A 19578-nucleotide genomic window follows, 5' to 3' on the forward strand; every position below is an offset into this window, starting at 1 on the left:
TAATCTGAAATTATCGTAACAATTCTAGCTCCTAGATGGCTAAATCTTAAAGGAGAAAATTTTGCTTTAAGTCGGTCGGTGCAATTAAAGCTAACTAGTGGGGGCTGTCATTTGTCCTTTGTCATTGGTAGGAGTTTGAAGCCTGTTTACATTTCATAACATAGTTAAATTTATTTCTACCAATTTACTTAGTTAAATCAGTCAGTTAGTGCGTGGTAATAACTGGCACATCAAGCTATCTTTCCTTAGAAACTACCCTAACATCAAGTGTTATCGAAAACAATACAGAAACTAATTTAAGTAGCGACTATTTCCTTCACTAAAACGTAAGGCTGAACGATGAGAGTATTAAATCGCTTACTGCGCTCAAGATTCCATTCTCCCACTTGTACTGTTGTAGGTTTGGTAATTAATTGCTCATCAATCCATTGTTCTACTGAGGGAATGTTATCACTGGCGATCGCTACTCCAACATCCACCAAGTTTAACTCCGGTGCTACCAAAATTACTGCATCTCGTTGTACATGAGGAATTAGCCACTCCCACTCTGCCTCATCCAAAATTTCTGTTAATTCCGCTCTTAAATCCGACATTATTCCTCAATTTGTATTGCCTAATAAACTATTTTACATTTAATAGACGCGATGCATCGCGTCTCTACCTTTTCTTTTTGTACAGACGCGATGAATCGCGTCTCTTTCTCCTTTGAGCTAAACTTCAGATTTCATTTCATCAATTTCAAATAAAGATACAATTACTCCTGCAATTGGAATAGATATAAAAACACCTAATAATCCTGCTACTCTAGCACCTACTAACAAAGCAAAAAATATCACTACAGGATTAAGGTTCAAGGCATCTTGCATAATTCGAGGCGAAATCAAGTTGTCTTGTATCTGCTGGAGGACAATACAAGCTATCAAGACTTTCAATGCTAACCAAACACCTTGAGACAACACAAATAGAGTCACTGTGCTTACTCCTAATGTCGCTCCTATACCAGGAATAATATCAAGAAATCCGACTATTATTGATAGTATCAAAGCAAAAGGTACTTTTAATATTAAGAAAACCAGAAAAGTTGTACTTGTCAGAAATGCACTTAATAATAACTGTCCTCTAAAAAATCCTAAAAAAGACCGTCTAATTATACTTGTAAATCTATTGCGGCGATTTTTTGGGACTACTTTCAAAATTAAATTCCACAATTTGTCTCCATCTAACAGCATGAAGAAAGCTACAACTGCAATCAAGATAAATGTCACAAAATTTGTCATAAATCCTTGTAAAATAGCCAAACTAGTTACCAGACTTGATACAGCTTGATTCCGCAATTGCTCTTCAATAAAACTTAAATCTATTTGTAAATTACGGCTTCGCAAAAATACTTCTAGTCCTTCTAATAAAGGTGCTAAAGAATTTAAAAACACAGTGATACTATTAATTAATTCTTGTCCTTGAGATAAAACCGTTAAGCCCACGGTAATTATCAGACCGCCTATAATCACAATACTGAGTAAAAAAACTAAGCCAACAGCTACACCGTGGGGCAAAAAACGCCGCAGCCCTTGTACGGGATAGCTGAGTAAAAAAGCTAAAATTGCCGCAAATGTAAAAATAACAATGACTGCTTCAAAGTAAGCTAAAAGCTGTACAATCGCCCAGCCAGAAGCAACTAGAAGCAAAAAGCGGACTAACGCCAGATTATTTAATCGCTCCCAAAAATTCTTGGCTTCAAAGCCGCTCATAATGCTGTTTAGGGTGAAATTGATGGTAGATTTGCCTAGCAGTTGCATTTAAGCATAAAGTCTGACTTCATTGCTAGAGCGGGTTGACCTTAAACATACAGAGACTAAAAGGCGATCGCTACCTCCCTAAAGCAGATATTTCTTGCGTGTCTAACTTATCTTCCTAAATCATGCATTTCGTTAATTACCGTGGCACACTTTTGTGTCAATCCTTCCAATTCCTCTTTATTACTGGAACTGGGAGCATCAATCAAGTTACCAATTCTCACAGTAATGGGAACTGCGTGAGGTCGGGACGATCCTTTTTGTAAAATCTTCTCAGTACCCCAGACACTTACGGGTAATATTGGGGCTTTTGCTTTCGCCGCTAGCAGCAGTGCGCCTCTTTTAGGGTCTGTAATTCGACCATCTGGGGTGCGAGTACCTTGCAAGAAAACACCGACAGCCCAACCTGTATTGAGATATTCTAGGGCGGAACGGATGGCATTGCGATCAGCATTTCCCCGACTCACAGGGTAAGCACCGTACAATTTAATCGCTTGTGCCAAAACGGGGATATTAAATAACTCTTCTTTCGCCATGTACGCCACTGGACGACGTACACAATTAGAGACAATGGGCGGGTCAAAGTAACTAGCGTGATTACTCACTACTAGTAGTGGCCCTGATTGGGGGACATTTTCTGCACCATAAATCTGACCCCGAAAGTAAGCGTGAAGCATGGGGCTGACAACTGACCATTTGAAAGCGTGGTAAAGTGCCAGACTGATGAATGGTTCGCGGTTTTTGTCCACAGAAGATAATGCAAATCAAACTGAATTTAGCATACGCGATCGCAACACCCAGAGCAAACGCAAAAAAGCTGTAGAAATGAATTGCTTTACCTATCTGGGAATACTAAATCTGGAAATCTTTAGGATTTAGCAGCATGGTTAGTACTTTAGTTCCTATTCCCGGATATCACGTTAGCGAAGAACTATACAATGGTTCTCGAATCCTAGTTTATCGAGGGTATCGAGAAGCTGACCAAAAACCTGTAGTTATTAAACTGCTGAAAAATTTCTATCCGAGTTTCAGTGAACTGGTACAGTTTCGCAATCAGTACACCATTGCCAAAAATCTTAACTCATCTCTAATCATTCAAACCTACAGCTTCCAAGCCTATCAAAATGGCTATGCTTTGGTGATGGAAGATTTTGGCGGGATTTCTCTTAAAGATTATTTTACCTCTCACCAGACGCGACATACCCCTTTTTTACAAGAGTTTTTACGAATTGCGATCGCACTTAGCAACACTTTAGATATACTCTACCGCCAACGGATTATTCATAAAGATATCAAACCCGCCAATATTTTAATTAACCCTGAAACTAAACAAGTTAAATTAATTGACTTTAGTATTGCATCTCTCCTACCACGAGAAACCCAAACACTGATAAATCCAAATGTACTGGAAGGAACACTAGCTTATATTTCCCCAGAACAAACAGGAAGAATGAATCGGGGGATTGACTACCGCACTGATTTTTATTCTTTGGGCGTAACTTTTTACGAATTACTGACGGGAGTTTTACCATTTCAGTCAGAGGATGCGATGGAGTTGGTACACTGTCATCTTGCAAAATCAGCAACCTTAGTACATGAAATTAATTCAGCAATTCCATCTGTACTCTCTGCAATTGTTAGTAAGTTAATGGCGAAAAATGCTGAAGATAGATATCAAAGTGCATTAGGGTTGAAATATGACTTAGAAAATTGTTTACATCAGTTACAGGAAACTGGTGAAATTCAGAATTTTGAAATTGGGTGCAGGGATATGTGCGATCGCTTCATCATCCCCGACAAACTTTATGGACGAGAAACCGAAGTATCAACTCTACTGAAAGCCTTCGATCGTGTTGCTAGTGGTAGTTCTGAACTGATACTGGTAGCTGGTTTTTCTGGTATTGGCAAAACAGCAGTCGTGAATGAAGTCCACAAACCCATCACCCGACAGCGCGGCTATTTCATCAAAGGCAAATATGACCAGTTCAATCGCAACATTCCGTTTTCCGCCTTTGTCCAAGCTTTCCGCAGCTTGATGGGACAACTCTTGAGCGCATCTGATGTAGAACTAGCTCGCTGGAAGGAGCAAATTCTGGCTGCTGTTAGTGAAAATGGACAAGTTCTGATTGAAGTCATTCCCGAACTAGAACACATTATTGGTTCCCAACCCCCGGTAGTTGAGCTAGTTGGTAGTGCTTCTCAGAATCGCTTTAATCTGCTGTTCGGCAAATTTATTCAGGTATTTACCAAGAAAGAACATCCTTTAGTGATTTTCCTCGATGATTTACAGTGGGCTGATTCTGCTTCTTTGAACTTGTTGAAATTGTTGATGAGCGAGTCGGAAGCAGGCTATTTATTAGTACTCGGAACTTATCGGGATAATGAAGTTTTTCCGGCTCATCCACTGATGTTAACCCTGAATGAGATGAGACAACGAGGTGTCAATCTTAATACTTTAATCTTGGCTCCTTTAGAGGAATCAGATATTACTTGTTTAGTTGCCGATACATTGCTGTGTTCCAATGATATCGCTGCATCACTTTCGCAGTTGGTCTACCAAAAAACTCAGGGAAACGCATTTTTTACAATCCAGTTTTTATCCGCACTGTATGAGGAAGAATGTATTATTTTCGATCGTTTATCCGGTTATTGGCAGTGCAACTTAAGCCAAGTGACGCAATTAGCATTGACAGATGATGTAGTTGCATTTACTACCGAACGATTGCGGAGACTACCAGTAGCAACACAAGAAGTATTAAAGTTAGCGGCTTGCATTGGTAATCGATTTGATTTAGAAACATTAGCCATAGTCTGTGAAGCTAGTCAAGATAGTGTAGCAGTAGACTTGTGGCGATCGCTTCAAGAGGGGTTAGTTATCCCAGAAAACTCAACCTACAAGTTTTTCCAAGGGAATGAACATGATATTGAAGATATAGAAGCGATGAATAACCTCAGCGTGAGTTATCTCTTTATCCACGATCGCGTTCAGCAAGCGGCTTACTCTCTTATTCCTGACGGTTTAAAACAAGCAACTCACTTCAAAATTGGCAACCTTCTGCTGGCTAATGGTTCACCGGAAGAACAAGGTAGCAAAATTTTTGCGATCGTTAATCACTTAAATCAGGGTTTCAATCTGCATCTAACCCAGGAAGAACGTTCAGAACTTTTACGACTAAACTACATTGCTGGGAAAAGGGCTAAAGAAGCTACTGCCTATGGGGTTGCTGTAAACTACTTTACAGCAGCTGAACGCTGTTTGCCGACAAATAGTTGGCAGCAAGACTATGAAAACTCCCTAAAGGTTTATTTCAATTTAGCAGAAGCTAAGTATTTGTCTGGAGATTTTCAATCTTCTCTAGCCATTATTGAAACAATCTCTAGCTTTGCCAAACGACAAATTGAAAGAGCCGAAGCCTTTAACCTGGCAATTTTGATGCTCACATTACAAGGTCATTATCTGCAAGCACTTCAGTATGGACAAAAAGCATTATCTTGCTTGAATTTTGATTTATCAGAAATAGACTTACCAGAGAAACTTGAATCATCCCAAAATGAGATTCAATTAAAATTAGCCAATCGCCAGCCAGAGGATCTGGTCAATGAACCAGAAGCTACCGATCTAGAGAAGCGCTTGATTATCAAAATCCTCAATAATTTAATCGTACCAGTTTATGTTCTACAAAAGGGAGAGCTATACTTTCTCGTTGCGTTATCAATGGTTTCAGTATCTCTCAACTTTGGCGTAATAGCTGAATCAGGAAACGGATTTTCCGCCTATGGGATGTACTTGGGATATTATCAGCATGACTATCAATTGGGCTATGAATTTGGAGTCTTGGCAGAGAATTTAGCTAGACGATTTAGGCAAGCAGACAATCTATGCAAAGCTTGCTATATGCTTGGCAACAATCTCCTTTCTTGGGTGCGTCCTCTGCGTAGCTCCGGTTCGATTTTTGATGAAGGATTAATTGCTGGACTACAGTCGGGAGAGATGGTTTTCTCAGGTAATCTTTTTATGTACAAGTTGCTCAATTCATTTTATGCAGGAGACAGTGTATTAGAAGTTCAGCAAAATCTTCCCGAATATTTAGAATTTTGTGCTAAGAAACTTAACTATCAACTGGCTGTGGATGTGATCGCAGGATTAAATATTTGGCTAGCTGAACTTACAGCTTTTCCTGTAGAGAATCTCCCAACTGAGCAGCAGCATCTTGAATCTTGTAGAGTCAACAATAGCGACTATGCAATTTGCCATTATTTACTGCTCAAAACTAAAGTTCTATGTTTTTACGGGCGCTATAGGGAGGCTGTGGAAGCAGCACAGGGGGCTGAAGAACTTGTTGGAACAATTACAGGAAAATACCAAGTTGCAGCCATCAATTTCTATCAATCTATTGCGATAGCAGAATACTGTCGAACTCATGCTCTAGGTTTAGACAATAGTTACATTCAAAAAGTTAAGTCAAATCAAGCTCAACTTAGTCTCTGGGCAATTAGTTGCCCGGAAAACTTTGCTCATAAATACGATTTAGTTAATGCTATTTTAAGTATTTTATCAGGACAGAAAGCAGAAGCAATTGAACTGTTCGATCGCGCCATAACTCTAGCCAAAGCCAACGAATATATCCAAGAAGAAGCCTTAGCAAACGAACTTGCCGCTAAATTTTACCTCGATTGGGGTAAAGAGAAAGTTGCCGCCAGCTATATGCAAGAAGCCTATTACTGTTATTCCCGTTGGGAAGCTAAAGCCAAAACTGATGACTTAGAAACTCGTTATCCAGACTTGCTCTCTCCGATTTTGCAACAGTCCGATGCCTCGGTGACAATGTTAGGCACGCTAGCAACGCTCGCCACTCCCAACTATTCACTTCATTCCAACACCCGCAAAACTTCTAGCAGTTCCAGCATCAATACAACCCTCGATTTTGCTGGCATTATCAAAGCCTCTCAAGCACTTGCGAGGACGATTCAGTTAGAGGATCTGCTCCACCAACTGACCCAAATTATTCTGCAAAACTCTGGGGGCGATCGCTGTGCGTTAATCTTACCTTCGGAAAATGATGTTTGGGAAGTGCGGGCGATCGCCACACCCACCGCCACCGAACTCTGCTCCGAACCCCTGGAAAACAACCCCAATCTCCCCGTCAAACTGATTCAATATGTCAAAAACACTCAACAAATCGTGGTGATTGACGATCTAAAAACCGATTTACCTGTAATTGAGGATTATTTAACACTACAGCAGCCTAAAAGTGTCCTGTGTTTACCGATTCTCAATCAAGGACATTTAGTTGGTATTTTGTATCTCAAAAATCGCTTAACCAGTGGTGTGTTTACCGGCGATCGCATCATTGTTCTCGACTTCCTCTGTACTCAAGTGGCTATTTCTCTAGAAAATGCCCGACTTTACAATCAAGTCCATCAGACTCTTGCCGACTTGCAACAAGCTCAATTACAAATAGTCCAAAGTGAAAAAATGTCGGCGCTGGGTAACTTAGTCGCCGGGGTAGCCCACGAAATCAACAATCCCGTCGGCTGCATTATTGGCAACGTTGGTGCTGTTCAAAATTCCATCAATGACCTATTTGGGCTGATTGACCTCTATCAGGAGGAACTCCCACAACCCAGCCCCACCATTGCAGAGGAATTAGAGACAATCGACCTGGAATATTTACGAGATGATTTACCTAAATTAGTCAGAGCCATGAAAGATGGTGGCGATCGCATCATGTCCATCAGCAAGAGTCTTCGCGCTTTCTCCCGTGCTGATAGTGACCAAAAGCAGAAATTTGACCTTCACGAAGGGATTGATAGCACCATCTTAATTCTCAAGCATCGCCTCAAGGCAAATGATCTACGTCCTGCTATTGATGTTGTCACAAACTACGGGAATTTACCTCAAGTAGAATGTTTTCCTGGGCAATTAAATCAGGTATTTATGAATCTTATTGCTAATGCTATTGATGCCTTGGATGAATCTAATCAGGGACGCAATTTTACAGAAATTAAAGAGAATCCCAACTGCATCAAGATTCAAACATCAGTCGAAAAGGAAAAGGTAAAAATTGCCATTGCTGATAATGGTAAAGGGATGAGTGAAGAAATTCAACAAAAGATTTTTGACCATTTATTTACTACCAAAGCTGTCGGAAAAGGTACAGGATTAGGATTAGCGATCGCTCGGCAAATCGTTGAAGAAACCCACAGGGGTAAATTGAGTTGTAACTCGGTTATGGGTCTAGGTACTGAATTTATCATTGAAATTCCCGTCTAAAATTTTGGTGTTATTCATAAACAAATTTAGGTATCTGGGAATACTAAATCTAGAAGTTGATAGGAAGTAATTATGGTAAACACTTTTGTCAGTATTCCCGGATATCGAATCAGTCAAAAACTTTACAACGGTTCTCGAACCCTGGTTTATCGCGGTTATCGAGAAATTGACTCATTACCTGTTGTGATTAAATTGCTCAAAAATCCTTATCCGAGTTTCAGCGAACTCTTATTGTTTCGTAATCAGTACACCATAGCTAAAAATCTCAACTCACCTCTAATCATTCAAACCTACAGCTTGGAACCCTATCAAAATGGCTATGCGTTGGTGATGGAAGATTTTGGCGGGATTTCTCTTAAAGATTATTTCATCTCTAACCAGACGCGACATATCACTGTTCTACAAGAGTTTTTGCGAATTGCGATCGCACTTTGCAACACCTTAGATATACTCTACCGAGAGCGGATTATTCATAAAGATATTAAACCTGCCAATATTTTAATTAACCCTGAAACCAAAGAAGTCAAATTAATTGACTTTAGTATTGCATCTTTACTACCACGAGAAACCCAAACATTAATCAATCCCAATGTGTTAGAAGGGACACTAGCTTATATTTCTCCAGAGCAAACAGGAAGAATGAATCGGGGGATTGACTACCGAACTGATTTTTATTCTTTGGGTGTAACTTTTTACGAATTACTCAGTGGAGTTTTACCGTTTGAATCAAACGATCCGATGGAGTTGGTACATTCTCATATTGCTAAACTTCCACCACTTTTAGGTAATAGAGAAGAGATTCCTCAAGTTATTTGTGACATCGTGATGAAACTCATGGCAAAAAATGCCGAATCCAGATATCAAAGTGCATTGGGATTGAAGTTTGATTTAGAAAATTGTTTAACTCAGTTACAAGTTTCTGGCACGATTAAGGGTTTTGAGATTGCCCAACGGGATATGTGCGATCGCTTCATCATCCCCGATAAACTCTACGGACGAGAAACCGAAGCAGAAACTTTACTCCAAGCATTTGAGCGAGTCAGTCTTGGTGCAACAGAAATGATGCTGGTAGCAGGTTTTTCGGGTATTGGGAAAACCGCCGTTGTCAACGAAGTTCATAAACCAATTGTTCGGCAACGCGGTTATTTTATCAAAGGAAAATTTGACCAATTTCAACGCAATATTCCCTTCTCTGCTTTTGTACAAGCATTTCGGGATTTAATGGGGCAATTGTTAACCGAAAGTGATGTCCAACTAGAGCAATGGAAAAATCAAATATTAGAAACTGTAGGAGACAACGGTCAGGTAATTATTGAAGTCATTCCCGAATTAGAAAAAATCATTGGTGAACAACCACCAGCAGTAGAATTATCAGGAACGGCAGCCCAAAATCGTTTTAATTTATTGTTTCAAAAATTCACCCAAGTCTTTACAACTAAAGAACATCCATTAGTGATGTTTTTAGATGATTTACAATGGGCTGATTCAGCATCCTTAAAGTTGATGCAGCTATTAATGGCTGATACAGGTCATCTTTTGATCATTGGTGCTTATCGAGATAACGAAGTCAATCCTGCCCATCCATTAATGCTGACTTTAAGCGAAATTCAAAAAAACCAAGCAGCCATTAATACTGTTACTTTAACACCCCTGAGTCAATCCCAAATCAATCAATTAGTTGCTGATACCCTAAAAAGTACAGAAAATTTAGCATTACCCCTTTCACAATTAGTTTATCAAAAAACTAAAGGCAATCCATTTTTTGCCACCCAATTTCTCAAAGCCCTACATGAAGAAAAGCTCATTCAATTTAACTTGCAGTTAGGCTGTTGGGAATGCGATCTATCCACAATTAATCAACAAGCCTTAACCGATGATGTTGTAGAATTTATGGCGTTGCAGTTAGAAAAGTTACCCTTAGCAACCCAGAATATTCTCAAGTTAGCCGCTTGTATTGGCAATCAGTTTGAGCTAACAACATTAGCAATTGTTTCAGAACACTCAGAAGTAGAAACCGCAGCCAATTTATGGAAAGCATTGCAAGAAGGTTTGATTTTACCAATCGGTGATGTTTATAAATTTTATCAACAAGAGTCATTAGTCATTAGTCATCTGTCATTAGTAGATAGTCAAAAACAAATGACCAATGACAATGGACAAATGACAGTTTCTTATAAATTTTTACACGATCGCGTTCAACAAGCAGCCTATTCCCTAATTCCCGATGACCAAAAACAAACGACTCATTACAAAATCGGACAACTGCTTCTACAACAGATTTCCACACAAGCTAGAGTTGACCGGATTTTTGAAATCGTCAATCAATTAAATCACGGAACTGTCTTAATTACCCAAGCAACTCAACGAGAAGAATTAGCTGGCCTCAATTTAATTGCCTGTCGCAAAGCTAAAACTTCAACCGCCTATCAAGCAGCACGTGAATATGCCACAGTGGGATTGTCTTTGTTGTCAGAAAATACTTGGCAGCAGCAGTATGAAATGACCCTCGCCTTATATGAATTAGCTGCGGAAGTGGCACTGCTAAATGGCAACTTTGAGGCGATGGAACAGTTTATTGATATTGTCATTCAACAGGCACGCTCCTTACCTGAAAAAGTCAATGTTTACTGCTTTAGAATTCAATCTCATATTTCCCAAAGTAAACTGACATCAGCGATCGCGATCGCCCAATCAGTCTTACAACAGCTTGGTATAACCTTTCCTGAAACACCCACACCATCAGATATTCAACAAGAAATTCAAGAGATCGAGGAACTGATTGGAGATAGGCAAATTGCCGATTTGGTTAACTTGCCACAGATGCGAGATGCCAAAAAACTCGCTATTCTTAAAATGGTCAATATCATCAGCCCAGCAGCTTACCTCACTGGCTCAACGTTGTACCCATTGCTGAATACTTTGTCGGTTAAACTCTCGATTCAGTACGGTAACACATCGATTTCTGCTTACGGCTATGCGAACTATGGCAATATTCTCTGCAATTTCTTCCAAGTCGTGGATACAGGAACACAGTTTGGTTCTCTGGCACTCCAGATTATCTCAAAACTCGATGCCAAAGCCGGTAAAACAGAGATTTTGATGATCTTGGGGTTGTTTATTGTACACCGCAACTCTCACATTCAAGAAACACTACCCCTGTTGCAAGAAGGTTACACCAGTGCCATAGAATTTGGAAACTTGGTACTTGCTGGGTACAATGGGCACAGTTTTTGTCTCAATTCTTTTTGGAGCAGTCAACCCCTGGCTACCTTAGAGCAGGATATTAGCGCCTACTGCCATAGTTTGATGCAATTAAACCAATTGACAACCGCAAATTATTGTCGGATTTATTGGCAGCCAGTTTTAAATCTGCTGGGTTTTACAGAGCATACCACTTTTTTGTCTGGGAAAGCCCTTGAAGAAACAGAATTTCTCCAGCAACTAGAGTCTGCCAAAGATGGATATGGATTGTATATTTTCCATTTGTATAAACTAATGCTTTGTTTCTTGTTTGGAGAAATTGAGCCAGCGAAAAATCATGCTATTGAAGTCAGGCGCTATTTTATGGCTGGTGCGGGATTAGTCAGCGAACCAGTATTTTATCTTTATGATTCTCTGCTAACTCTGGCACAATTAAATTCACAGTTAAATGAAACATCAGAAGCATTGCAGGGTGTCATAGAAAATCAAACCAAGTTACAGAAATGGGCGGATTATGCACCCATGAATTATCAACATAAGTTTGATTTAGTAGAGGCGGAAAAATGTCGAGTATTAGGACAAAAAGCCGAAGCAATTGAGTTTTACGATAAGGCGATAACTCTAGCTAAAGCTAACGAATATACGCAAGAAGAAGCACTTGCTAACGAACTGGCGGCAAAATTCTACCTAGATTGGGGCAGACAGCGCATTGCTGGGGACTACATGATTGAAGCCTACTATGCTTATGCTCGTTGGGGTGCAAAAGCCAAAGTCGCTGACCTAGAAGCTCGCTATCCGCAACTACTTAGACCTATATTAGAGCAAACCCGTTCTCCTCTCTCCACTCACGAAATGTTCACATTGGGTAGTGTCACCTTCACCAGTTCAGCCATATCCAGTAGTAATGTTTCTGTAGGTTTAGATTTAGCTACTATTCTCAAAGCTTCTCATGCGATTTCCGGTGAAATCGAACTGGAAAATCTACTTTCATCTTTGCTGACCATCGTTATTGAAAATGCGGGGGCTAATAAATGTGTGTTAATGCTTTTGCGAGACGATCGCCTGTTAATCAAAGGATCAATTACCACAGGTTCAAAGCCAGTTGTCTTGCAGCGTATTCCCATTGAAGATAGCCAGGACATTCCCCACAGGCTGATTTACAAAGTCAAGCATGACAAGCAAACTGCTGTGCTGGTGAATGCAAGCGCCGATCCCACCTTAGCCAATGACCCCTATATCATCCGTCAGCAGCCCAAGAGTATTTTGTGTAGCCCGATTTTGCGTCAAAGGAAATTGGTGGGCATTTTATATCTAGAAAATAATTTAGCAACGGGGGTGTTTACGAACGATCGCGTCGAACTGCTCAACTTACTTTGCGCCCAAGCCGCGATTTCTTTGGAAAATGCTCGACTGTATGAGCGATCGCTAGAATATGCCCAACAGCTAGAAGCCGCTTTACAAGAACTCCAGCGCGCTCAATTACAAATCGTGCAAAGTGAAAAGATGTCTGCATTGGGAAATTTAGTCGCAGGGGTGGCTCACGAAATGAATAATCCTTTGGGTTTTATTGCTGCTAGTCTAAAACTTGCTAAACCCACTATTACTGACATTACCCAACACGTAAAATTATATCAAGAAAGTTTCCCTAATAAGAATAATGCAATTCTTGACCACGCCGAAGAAATCGATTTGGATTATAGCTTAGAAGATTTACCCAAAATGATTGATTCTATGTCTATGGCGTGCGATCGCCTCAAAAATATCAGTACCAGTTTACGTACTTTCTCTCGTGCCGATCAAGATTATAAAGTGCCTTTCAATATCCACCAAGGTATTGATAGCACCATTCTCATTCTCAAACATCGTCTGAAGACAAATGAACAACGTCCGGCCATTGAAGTTATCACAAATTACGGTGATTTGCCCCAGGTAGAATGTTTTCCTGGTAAATTAAATCAGGTATTTATGAATCTGATCGCAAACGCTATTGATGCCTTGGATGAAGCTAATCAGGGACGCAGTTTTGAGGAAATTCAAGCTAATCCTAACTGCATTACAATTACAACCTCAGTTGAAAATGATTTAGTTAAAATTGCTATTGCTGATAATGGTAAAGGGATGAGTCAAGAAGTAAAATCAAAAATATTTGACCATTTATTTACTACCAAAGCTGTTGGAAAAGGGACGGGATTAGGATTAGCGATCGCTCGTCAGATCGTTGAAGAAACCCACGGCGGAAAATTGAGCTTTAACTCAGTTCTAGGTCAGGGTACAGAATTTGTAATTGAAATTCCAGTATAGTTTTTGGCTATTTTTGGTACAATAATTCAGGTATCTGGGAATACTAAATCTAAAAGTCTTAAAGATTTAGTCGTATGGTCAGTATTCCCGGATATCGCATCAGTGAAGAACTTTACAATGGTTCCAGAACCATAGTTTATCGAGGGTATCGAGAAGCTGACTCATTACCCGTAGTGATTAAACTGCTGAAAAATCCATATCCTACTTTTAGCGAACTTTTGCAGTTTCGCAATCAATACACCGTTGCCAAAAATCTTAACTCACCCTTAATTATCCAAACCTATAGCCTCGAAGCGCATCAAAATGGCTATGCCTTGGTGATGGAAGACTTTGGGGGGATTTCTCTCAAAGATTATTTTGCTGCTGACCAGACGCGATATATCGCATCTGGTGAAGAGTTTTTACAGATAGCGATCGCACTGTGCAACACCTTAGATATACTCTACCGCCATCGCATTATTCATAAAGATATTAAACCCGCGAATATTTTAATTAATCCCGAAACCAAACAAGTTAAATTAATTGACTTTAGTATTGCATCTTTCTTACCACGAGAAACTCAAACGTTAATCAATCCAAATGTGTTAGAAGGCACGCTTGACTATATATCTCCAGAACAAACAGGCAGAATGAATCGGGGGATTGATTATCGCACAGACTTTTATTCTTTGGGTGTAACTTTTTACGAATTACTGACAGGAGTTTTACCGTTTCATTCCAACGATGCAATGGAATTGGTACATTGTCATATTGCGAAAATACCTGCGGTATTGGGGAATAAAGAAGAGATTCCCCAGGTTATTTTAGAGATTGTGATGAAATTGATGGCGAAAAATGCTGAAGACCGCTATCAAAGTGCATTAGGAATTAAATTTGATTTAGAAAATTGTTTAACTCAACTCCAAAAAACTGGTAAGATTGAAAGCTTTCAAATTGCCAAAAGGGATGTGTGCGATCGCTTTATTATCCCCGACAAACTTTATGGAAGAGAAACAGAAGTAGAAACCCTACTCCAAGCATTTGAAAGAGTTAGCCTGGGTGCTAGTGAAATAATTCTGTTAGCTGGATTTTCGGGAATTGGGAAAACTGCGGTTGTGAATGAAGTTCATAAACCGATTGTTAGACAACGCGGTTATTTTATCAAAGGTAAATTTGACCAATTTCAACGGAATATACCCTTAAGTGCATTGGTGCAAGCATTTCGAGATTTAATGGGGCAGCTATTAACAGAAAGTTATACCCATGTCCAGCAATGGAAAAGCAAAATATTAGAGGCTGTGGGTGAAAATGGACAGGTAATTATTGAAGTAATTCCGGAATTAGAAATAATTATTGGTCAACAACCATTGCCTCCAGAATTATCAGGTAATGCAGCACAAATTAGATTTAATTTATTATTCAAAAACTTTACTCAAGTCTTTACCAGTGTTGAACATCCATTAGTGATATTTTTAGATGATTTACAATGGGCAGATTCAGCATCGCTGAAGTTAATGCAATTATTAATGGCTGATACAGGACATCTTTTATTAATTGGTGCATACCGTGATCATGAAGTCGAAACAGCACACCCGTTAATGTTGGCTTTGAGCGAGATTGAAAAAGCACAAACAACCATTAATACGATTACATTAGCACCGCTAAGTCCAAGACAAGTGAATCAATTAGTTGCTGATACACTTAAGTGTTCTGAGAATTTAGCGTTACCTCTTTCCCGACTTGTATCTCAGAAAACTCAAGGTAATCCCTTTTTTACTACACAATTTATCAAAGCGTTATATCAAGACAAGCTGATTCAATTTAACTTTGAATCATGCTGTTGGGAATGTGACATTGTACAAGTGAATCAGCAAGCGGTTACAGATGATGTTGTTACCTTTATGGTATTTCAACTACAAAGACTGCCGAAATCAACTCAAAATATCTTGCAGCTAGCTGCTTGTATTGGCAATCAGTTTGATTTAGCAACTTTGGCAATTGTTTCAGAATCTTCGGAAATTGAAACGGCTGCTGATTTGTGGAAAGCTTTGGAAGAAGGGTTACTTTTAACTACTGATGATGTTTATAAATTCTTTCAACACAGTGGGCAGGATGTTGATTCAAAACCTTTTAATTCCAATTTCCAAGTCCCTACCTATAAATTTTTACACGATCGTGTCCAACAAGCTGCTTATTCTTTGATTCCAGAAGATCAGAAACAGACTACTCACTTAAAACTGGGACAGCTACTATTAAATAATAGTTCTGTAAGCGAACAAGAAGAGAAAATCTTTCAAATTGTTAGTCAATTGAACTTGGGGTTGAGCTTAATTACTCAACAGACTGAACGAGATCAACTAGTTAAGTTAAATTTGTTAGCTGGACGGAAAGCTATTACTGCCACTGCCTACACTGCTGCAATTGACTATCTAATGCTAGGAATAGAACTGCTAACAGCAGATAGTTGGCAAACTCAGTATAATCTCACCCTAGCGCTGTATGAAGATGTAGCAAAAGCAGAATATTTAAACACTAATTTTGAACAGGCTATCAAACTTACAGACCTGATTTTACAGCAAACCACGCAGATATTAGACATAATTAAAGCTTATGAGTTGAAAGTTCAGATTTATATTGCCCAAGATCAGCAAGTTAAAGCGATTGAAACAGGGTTAAAAGTACTTGAGCAGTTAAAAGTTCCGTTAATATCACCTGATGTAGAACCGCAGAATCGTTTAGCCCAACTGCCAACTTTAACAAACTTAGCTAAGATTCCAGAAATGACCAATCTGGAATCTCTGGCTGCATTGCGATCGCTAATTAGCATCACACCTCCTGTTCATCATGTCAAACCGGATATGTTTCCGTCAGTAACACTGACAATGCTTCATCTTTGTCTGGAACAGGGACATTCATCTTTGGCTGCTTTCGCCTATGGAAGTTATGGTGTATTTCTTTGTGCTGTAATCGGAGATGTCGATACTGGTTATCACTCAGGTCAGATATCTTTAAAGCTAGTAGAACAATACCACAATAAAGAAATCAGTTCAAAAATTTATATGCAGTTTGGTGTTTTTATCTGTGCTTACAAAGAGCATGGTCGAAATACACTTACATTTTTACGAGAAAGTATACAGTGTGGATTAGAAGTTGGAGATATCGAACACGCTAGCTATTCGATGATGGCTGAGTGTAAGCATTTATTATTAATTGGAGAAACTCTAGATGCTGTTGAAGAAAGGCAAGCAAAATATATCGATCTACTTTTAAAACTCAAACAAAAACATTGTGTTGATTATGCCCAGATTTGGAGGCAAGTCACCTTAAACTTACTCGGACGATCCTCTCACCAATATTACCTGACTGGTATTGATTTTGATGAGAAAGAAATGCTGGTGCATCTTCACAACACCCACAATCATCAGTCACTATTTGCCATCTATGTTGCCAAAACAGTTATCCTTTATACTTTTGATCAGTATGAACAGGCTGCAACCAGTGCAGAAAAAGCCACTGAGTATATCGATGGAGCCTTTGGTCTACTATTAGTTGTGGGACATAACTTTTACTACTCTTTGTGCTTACTTGCAAAGTATTCTAGCTGCGAGAATGAAACGCTACGAGATCGGCAAGAATGCTGGCTAAATCAGGTAGTTACCAACCAAAAACTCATGCACTACTGGGCTGGCTATGCTCCTGTTAATTTTCAGCACAAGTATTACTTAGTTGAGGCAGAAACAGCGCGGGTAATGGGAGATAAGCTCAAAGCGATGGAACATTACGATCGCGCCATCTCCCTCGCCAAAGAAAACGGTTACATCCAAGAAGAAGCAATTAGCAACGAGCTAGCAGCCAAATTTTACCTAGACTGGGGTAAAGAAAAAGTTGCTCAGGCATATATGCAGCAAGCATATTACTCCTACGCTCACTGGGGTGCAAAAGCCAAAGTAGAAGATTTAGAAAAACGCTATCCCCTGCTACTGCAACCCATTTTGCAACAGCAAAGAATCAACCTCAATCCCTCAGAAACTCTTGCTTTTCGTGGAACTTCTTCCACTCGCACTTCTAGCGCTGGTAGCACCAGTATTTCCGATACTCTAGATTTTACCTCTGTCCTGAAAGCGGCTCAAGCTCTGTCCAGTTCTCTAGAATTAAATCAACTTATTACCAACCTCAACCGCATTATCCTAGAAAATTCTGGCGCGAAAAAATCTGCATTAATTCTTCCCCAAGATGACACTTGGCAAGTACGAGCAATTACCTTTATTGAGGATGAGGAAATACAAACTATCCTCAAATCACAATTACTAGACAATTGTCAAGATATTCCCGTAAATATTATTCATTACGTCAAAAATACTCACAAAACAGTTGTTATAGACAATTGTCAAACAGATATTCCTGGGGTAATTGGGGAATATATGCACTCCTCACAACCCCAGAGTGTATTATGTACCCCGATTATTAATCAAGGGCATTTGGTGGGGATTGTTTACCTAGAAAATCAACTGACTCAAGGAGTATTTACTAGCGATCGCCTTTCTATTTTAAATCTCCTCTGCACTCAAGCGGCGATTTCTTTGGAAAATGCCCAATTATATAATCATCTCCAGGAGCGAGAAAAGTTTTTAAGTAGTATTTACGAAGGTGTTGGCTGTGTCATCTTTGTGGTTGATGTCCGGGATAATGGTAGGTTTGAGTACACAGGATGGAGTAAATCTTGCGAATTAGCGAGTGGTATACCTGCTTGGGGAGTGTTGGGTAAAACTCCGCAAGAAATAAATCCTAATGAAGGTGCAGCAGTCGAGCAAAAATATCTGCATTGTTTCCAAACCGGAATACCCATCACTTATGAAGAATGCCTAACATTTCATGGCCAAAAAACTTGGTGGTTAAGCACACTTAGTCCATTAAAAGATGAGACGGGCAAAGCTTATCGCCTCGTGGGGACAACTATTGATATTAGCGGTCGCAAACAAGCCGAAGAAGCGGTAATAGAAAAATCTCAAGCACTCGGAACAGCTTTAGAATATTTACAACAAGCGCAATTACAAATGGTTCAGAGTGAGAAAATGTCTGCATTGGGTAATTTAGTTGCAGGGGTAGCCCATGAAATGAATAATCCTTTGGGCTTTATTTCTGCCAGCCTTAAACAAACTCAACCCACCATTGCCGATCTTGTTGAACACTTAAAACTATATCAAGAAAGTCTCCCCGATCCGGGCGATAAAATTATTGACCATGCTGAAGAAATAGACTTAAATTATACCTTAGAAGACTTACCAAAAATTATTGATTCAATGGTGATGGCGTGCGATCGCCTCAAAAATATTAGCACTAGTTTAAGAACTTTTTCCCGTGGTGACAAAGATTATAAAGTGGCATTTAATATCCACGAAGGTATCGAAAGTACGATTTTAATTCTCAAGCACCGTCTTAAAGAAAACGAACTCCGCCCAGCAATTGAAGTTATAACCGAATATGGCAATTTACCCAAAATAGAATGCTTTCCTGGGCAATTAAATCAGGTATTTATGAATATTTTGGCTAATGCTATTGATGCCCTGGAAGAATCAAATATGGGAAGGAGCTTTGATGAGATTAAGTCTAATCCTAACCGAATTACAATTAAAACTTCCCTAGAAAATCATGGGGTTAAAATTGCTATTGCTGACAATGGTCAGGGAATCAGTGAAGAAGTAAAAGAAAAGATTTTTGACCATTTATTTACTACAAAAGCTGTAGGTAAAGGTACGGGATTAGGATTAGCGATCGCACGTCAAATTGTCACAGAGAAACATGGAGGAGCGATCGAGCTAAATTCTAGACCAGGTGAAGGTACTGAATTTGCGATCCACCTACCGATTTAGCATATCCACGCGAACTTTCTGGAAGTATTCAGCCTAAACACTAATCTCTGTGACTCCATGCTTACCCAATTTAGACAAATCCTTCACAAACATTGGTGTGTCCGTTTCGTTAAGAGTCGCCCTACCTCACTTACCCACAAAACACTAATAAATATGGCAC

General features: G+C 39.5%; 6 protein-coding genes. 3 read left to right on the forward strand and 3 right to left on the reverse strand.

Going from position 1 to position 19578, the window contains the following annotated elements:
- Positions 1-296 precede the first annotated feature (296 nt).
- The 3 genes from RMZ41_RS02695 to RMZ41_RS02705 all read right to left on the reverse strand — a co-directional run bounded on the left by RMZ41_RS02695 (position 297) and on the right by RMZ41_RS02705 (position 2542).
- Positions 297-593 carry a DUF2288 domain-containing protein gene (locus RMZ41_RS02695; RefSeq protein WP_190934277.1) on the reverse strand — a complete coding sequence of 99 codons (297 nt, stop codon included), beginning with the start codon at positions 591-593 and terminating at the stop codon, positions 297-299.
- Between the two features lie 117 nt (positions 594-710).
- On the reverse strand, positions 711-1748 hold the full coding sequence (locus RMZ41_RS02700) for an AI-2E family transporter (RefSeq protein ID WP_322644985.1): 1038 nt from the start codon (positions 1746-1748) through the stop codon (positions 711-713).
- 155 nt (positions 1749-1903) lie between these two features.
- Positions 1904-2542: a lysophospholipid acyltransferase family protein gene (locus tag RMZ41_RS02705; RefSeq protein WP_322644984.1), complete on the reverse strand. Its 639-nt coding sequence runs from the start codon at positions 2540-2542 to the stop codon at positions 1904-1906.
- Between the two features lie 134 nt (positions 2543-2676).
- On the opposite strand from RMZ41_RS02705, the gene RMZ41_RS02710 reads away from it, so the two are divergent.
- From RMZ41_RS02710 to RMZ41_RS02720, 3 genes are all read left to right on the forward strand, one after another.
- Positions 2677-8067, forward strand: coding sequence for an AAA family ATPase (locus tag RMZ41_RS02710; protein WP_322644983.1), 5391 nt, complete (start codon positions 2677-2679; stop codon positions 8065-8067).
- Positions 8068-8139: 72 nt separating this feature from the next.
- Entirely contained in the window at positions 8140-13569 is a 5430-nt protein-coding gene (locus tag RMZ41_RS02715; RefSeq protein WP_322644982.1) for an AAA family ATPase, read from the forward strand.
- Between the two features lie 74 nt (positions 13570-13643).
- Positions 13644-19418 carry an AAA family ATPase gene (locus tag RMZ41_RS02720; protein WP_409874698.1) on the forward strand — a complete coding sequence of 1925 codons (5775 nt, stop codon included), beginning with the start codon at positions 13644-13646 and terminating at the stop codon, positions 19416-19418.
- Positions 19419-19578 lie beyond the last annotated feature (160 nt).

Source organism: Nostoc sp. DedVER02 (assembly GCF_034530675.2).
Classification (GTDB): Bacteria; Cyanobacteriota; Cyanobacteriia; order Cyanobacteriales; family Nostocaceae; genus Nostoc.

What these genes read in the sequence shown, in the direction of transcription:
- RMZ41_RS02695 (WP_190934277.1), bottom strand. Translation starts at nt 593, where the DNA reads ATGTCGGATTTAAGAGCGGAATTAACAGAAATTTTGGATGAGGCAGAG.
- RMZ41_RS02700 (WP_322644985.1), bottom strand. Translation starts at nt 1,748, where the DNA reads ATGAGCGGCTTTGAAGCCAAGAATTTTTGGGAGCGATTAAATAATCTG.
- RMZ41_RS02710 (WP_322644983.1), top strand. Translation starts at nt 2,677, where the DNA reads ATGGTTAGTACTTTAGTTCCTATTCCCGGATATCACGTTAGCGAAGAA.
- RMZ41_RS02715 (WP_322644982.1), top strand. Translation starts at nt 8,140, where the DNA reads ATGGTAAACACTTTTGTCAGTATTCCCGGATATCGAATCAGTCAAAAA.
- RMZ41_RS02720 (WP_409874698.1), top strand. Translation starts at nt 13,644, where the DNA reads ATGGTCAGTATTCCCGGATATCGCATCAGTGAAGAACTTTACAATGGT.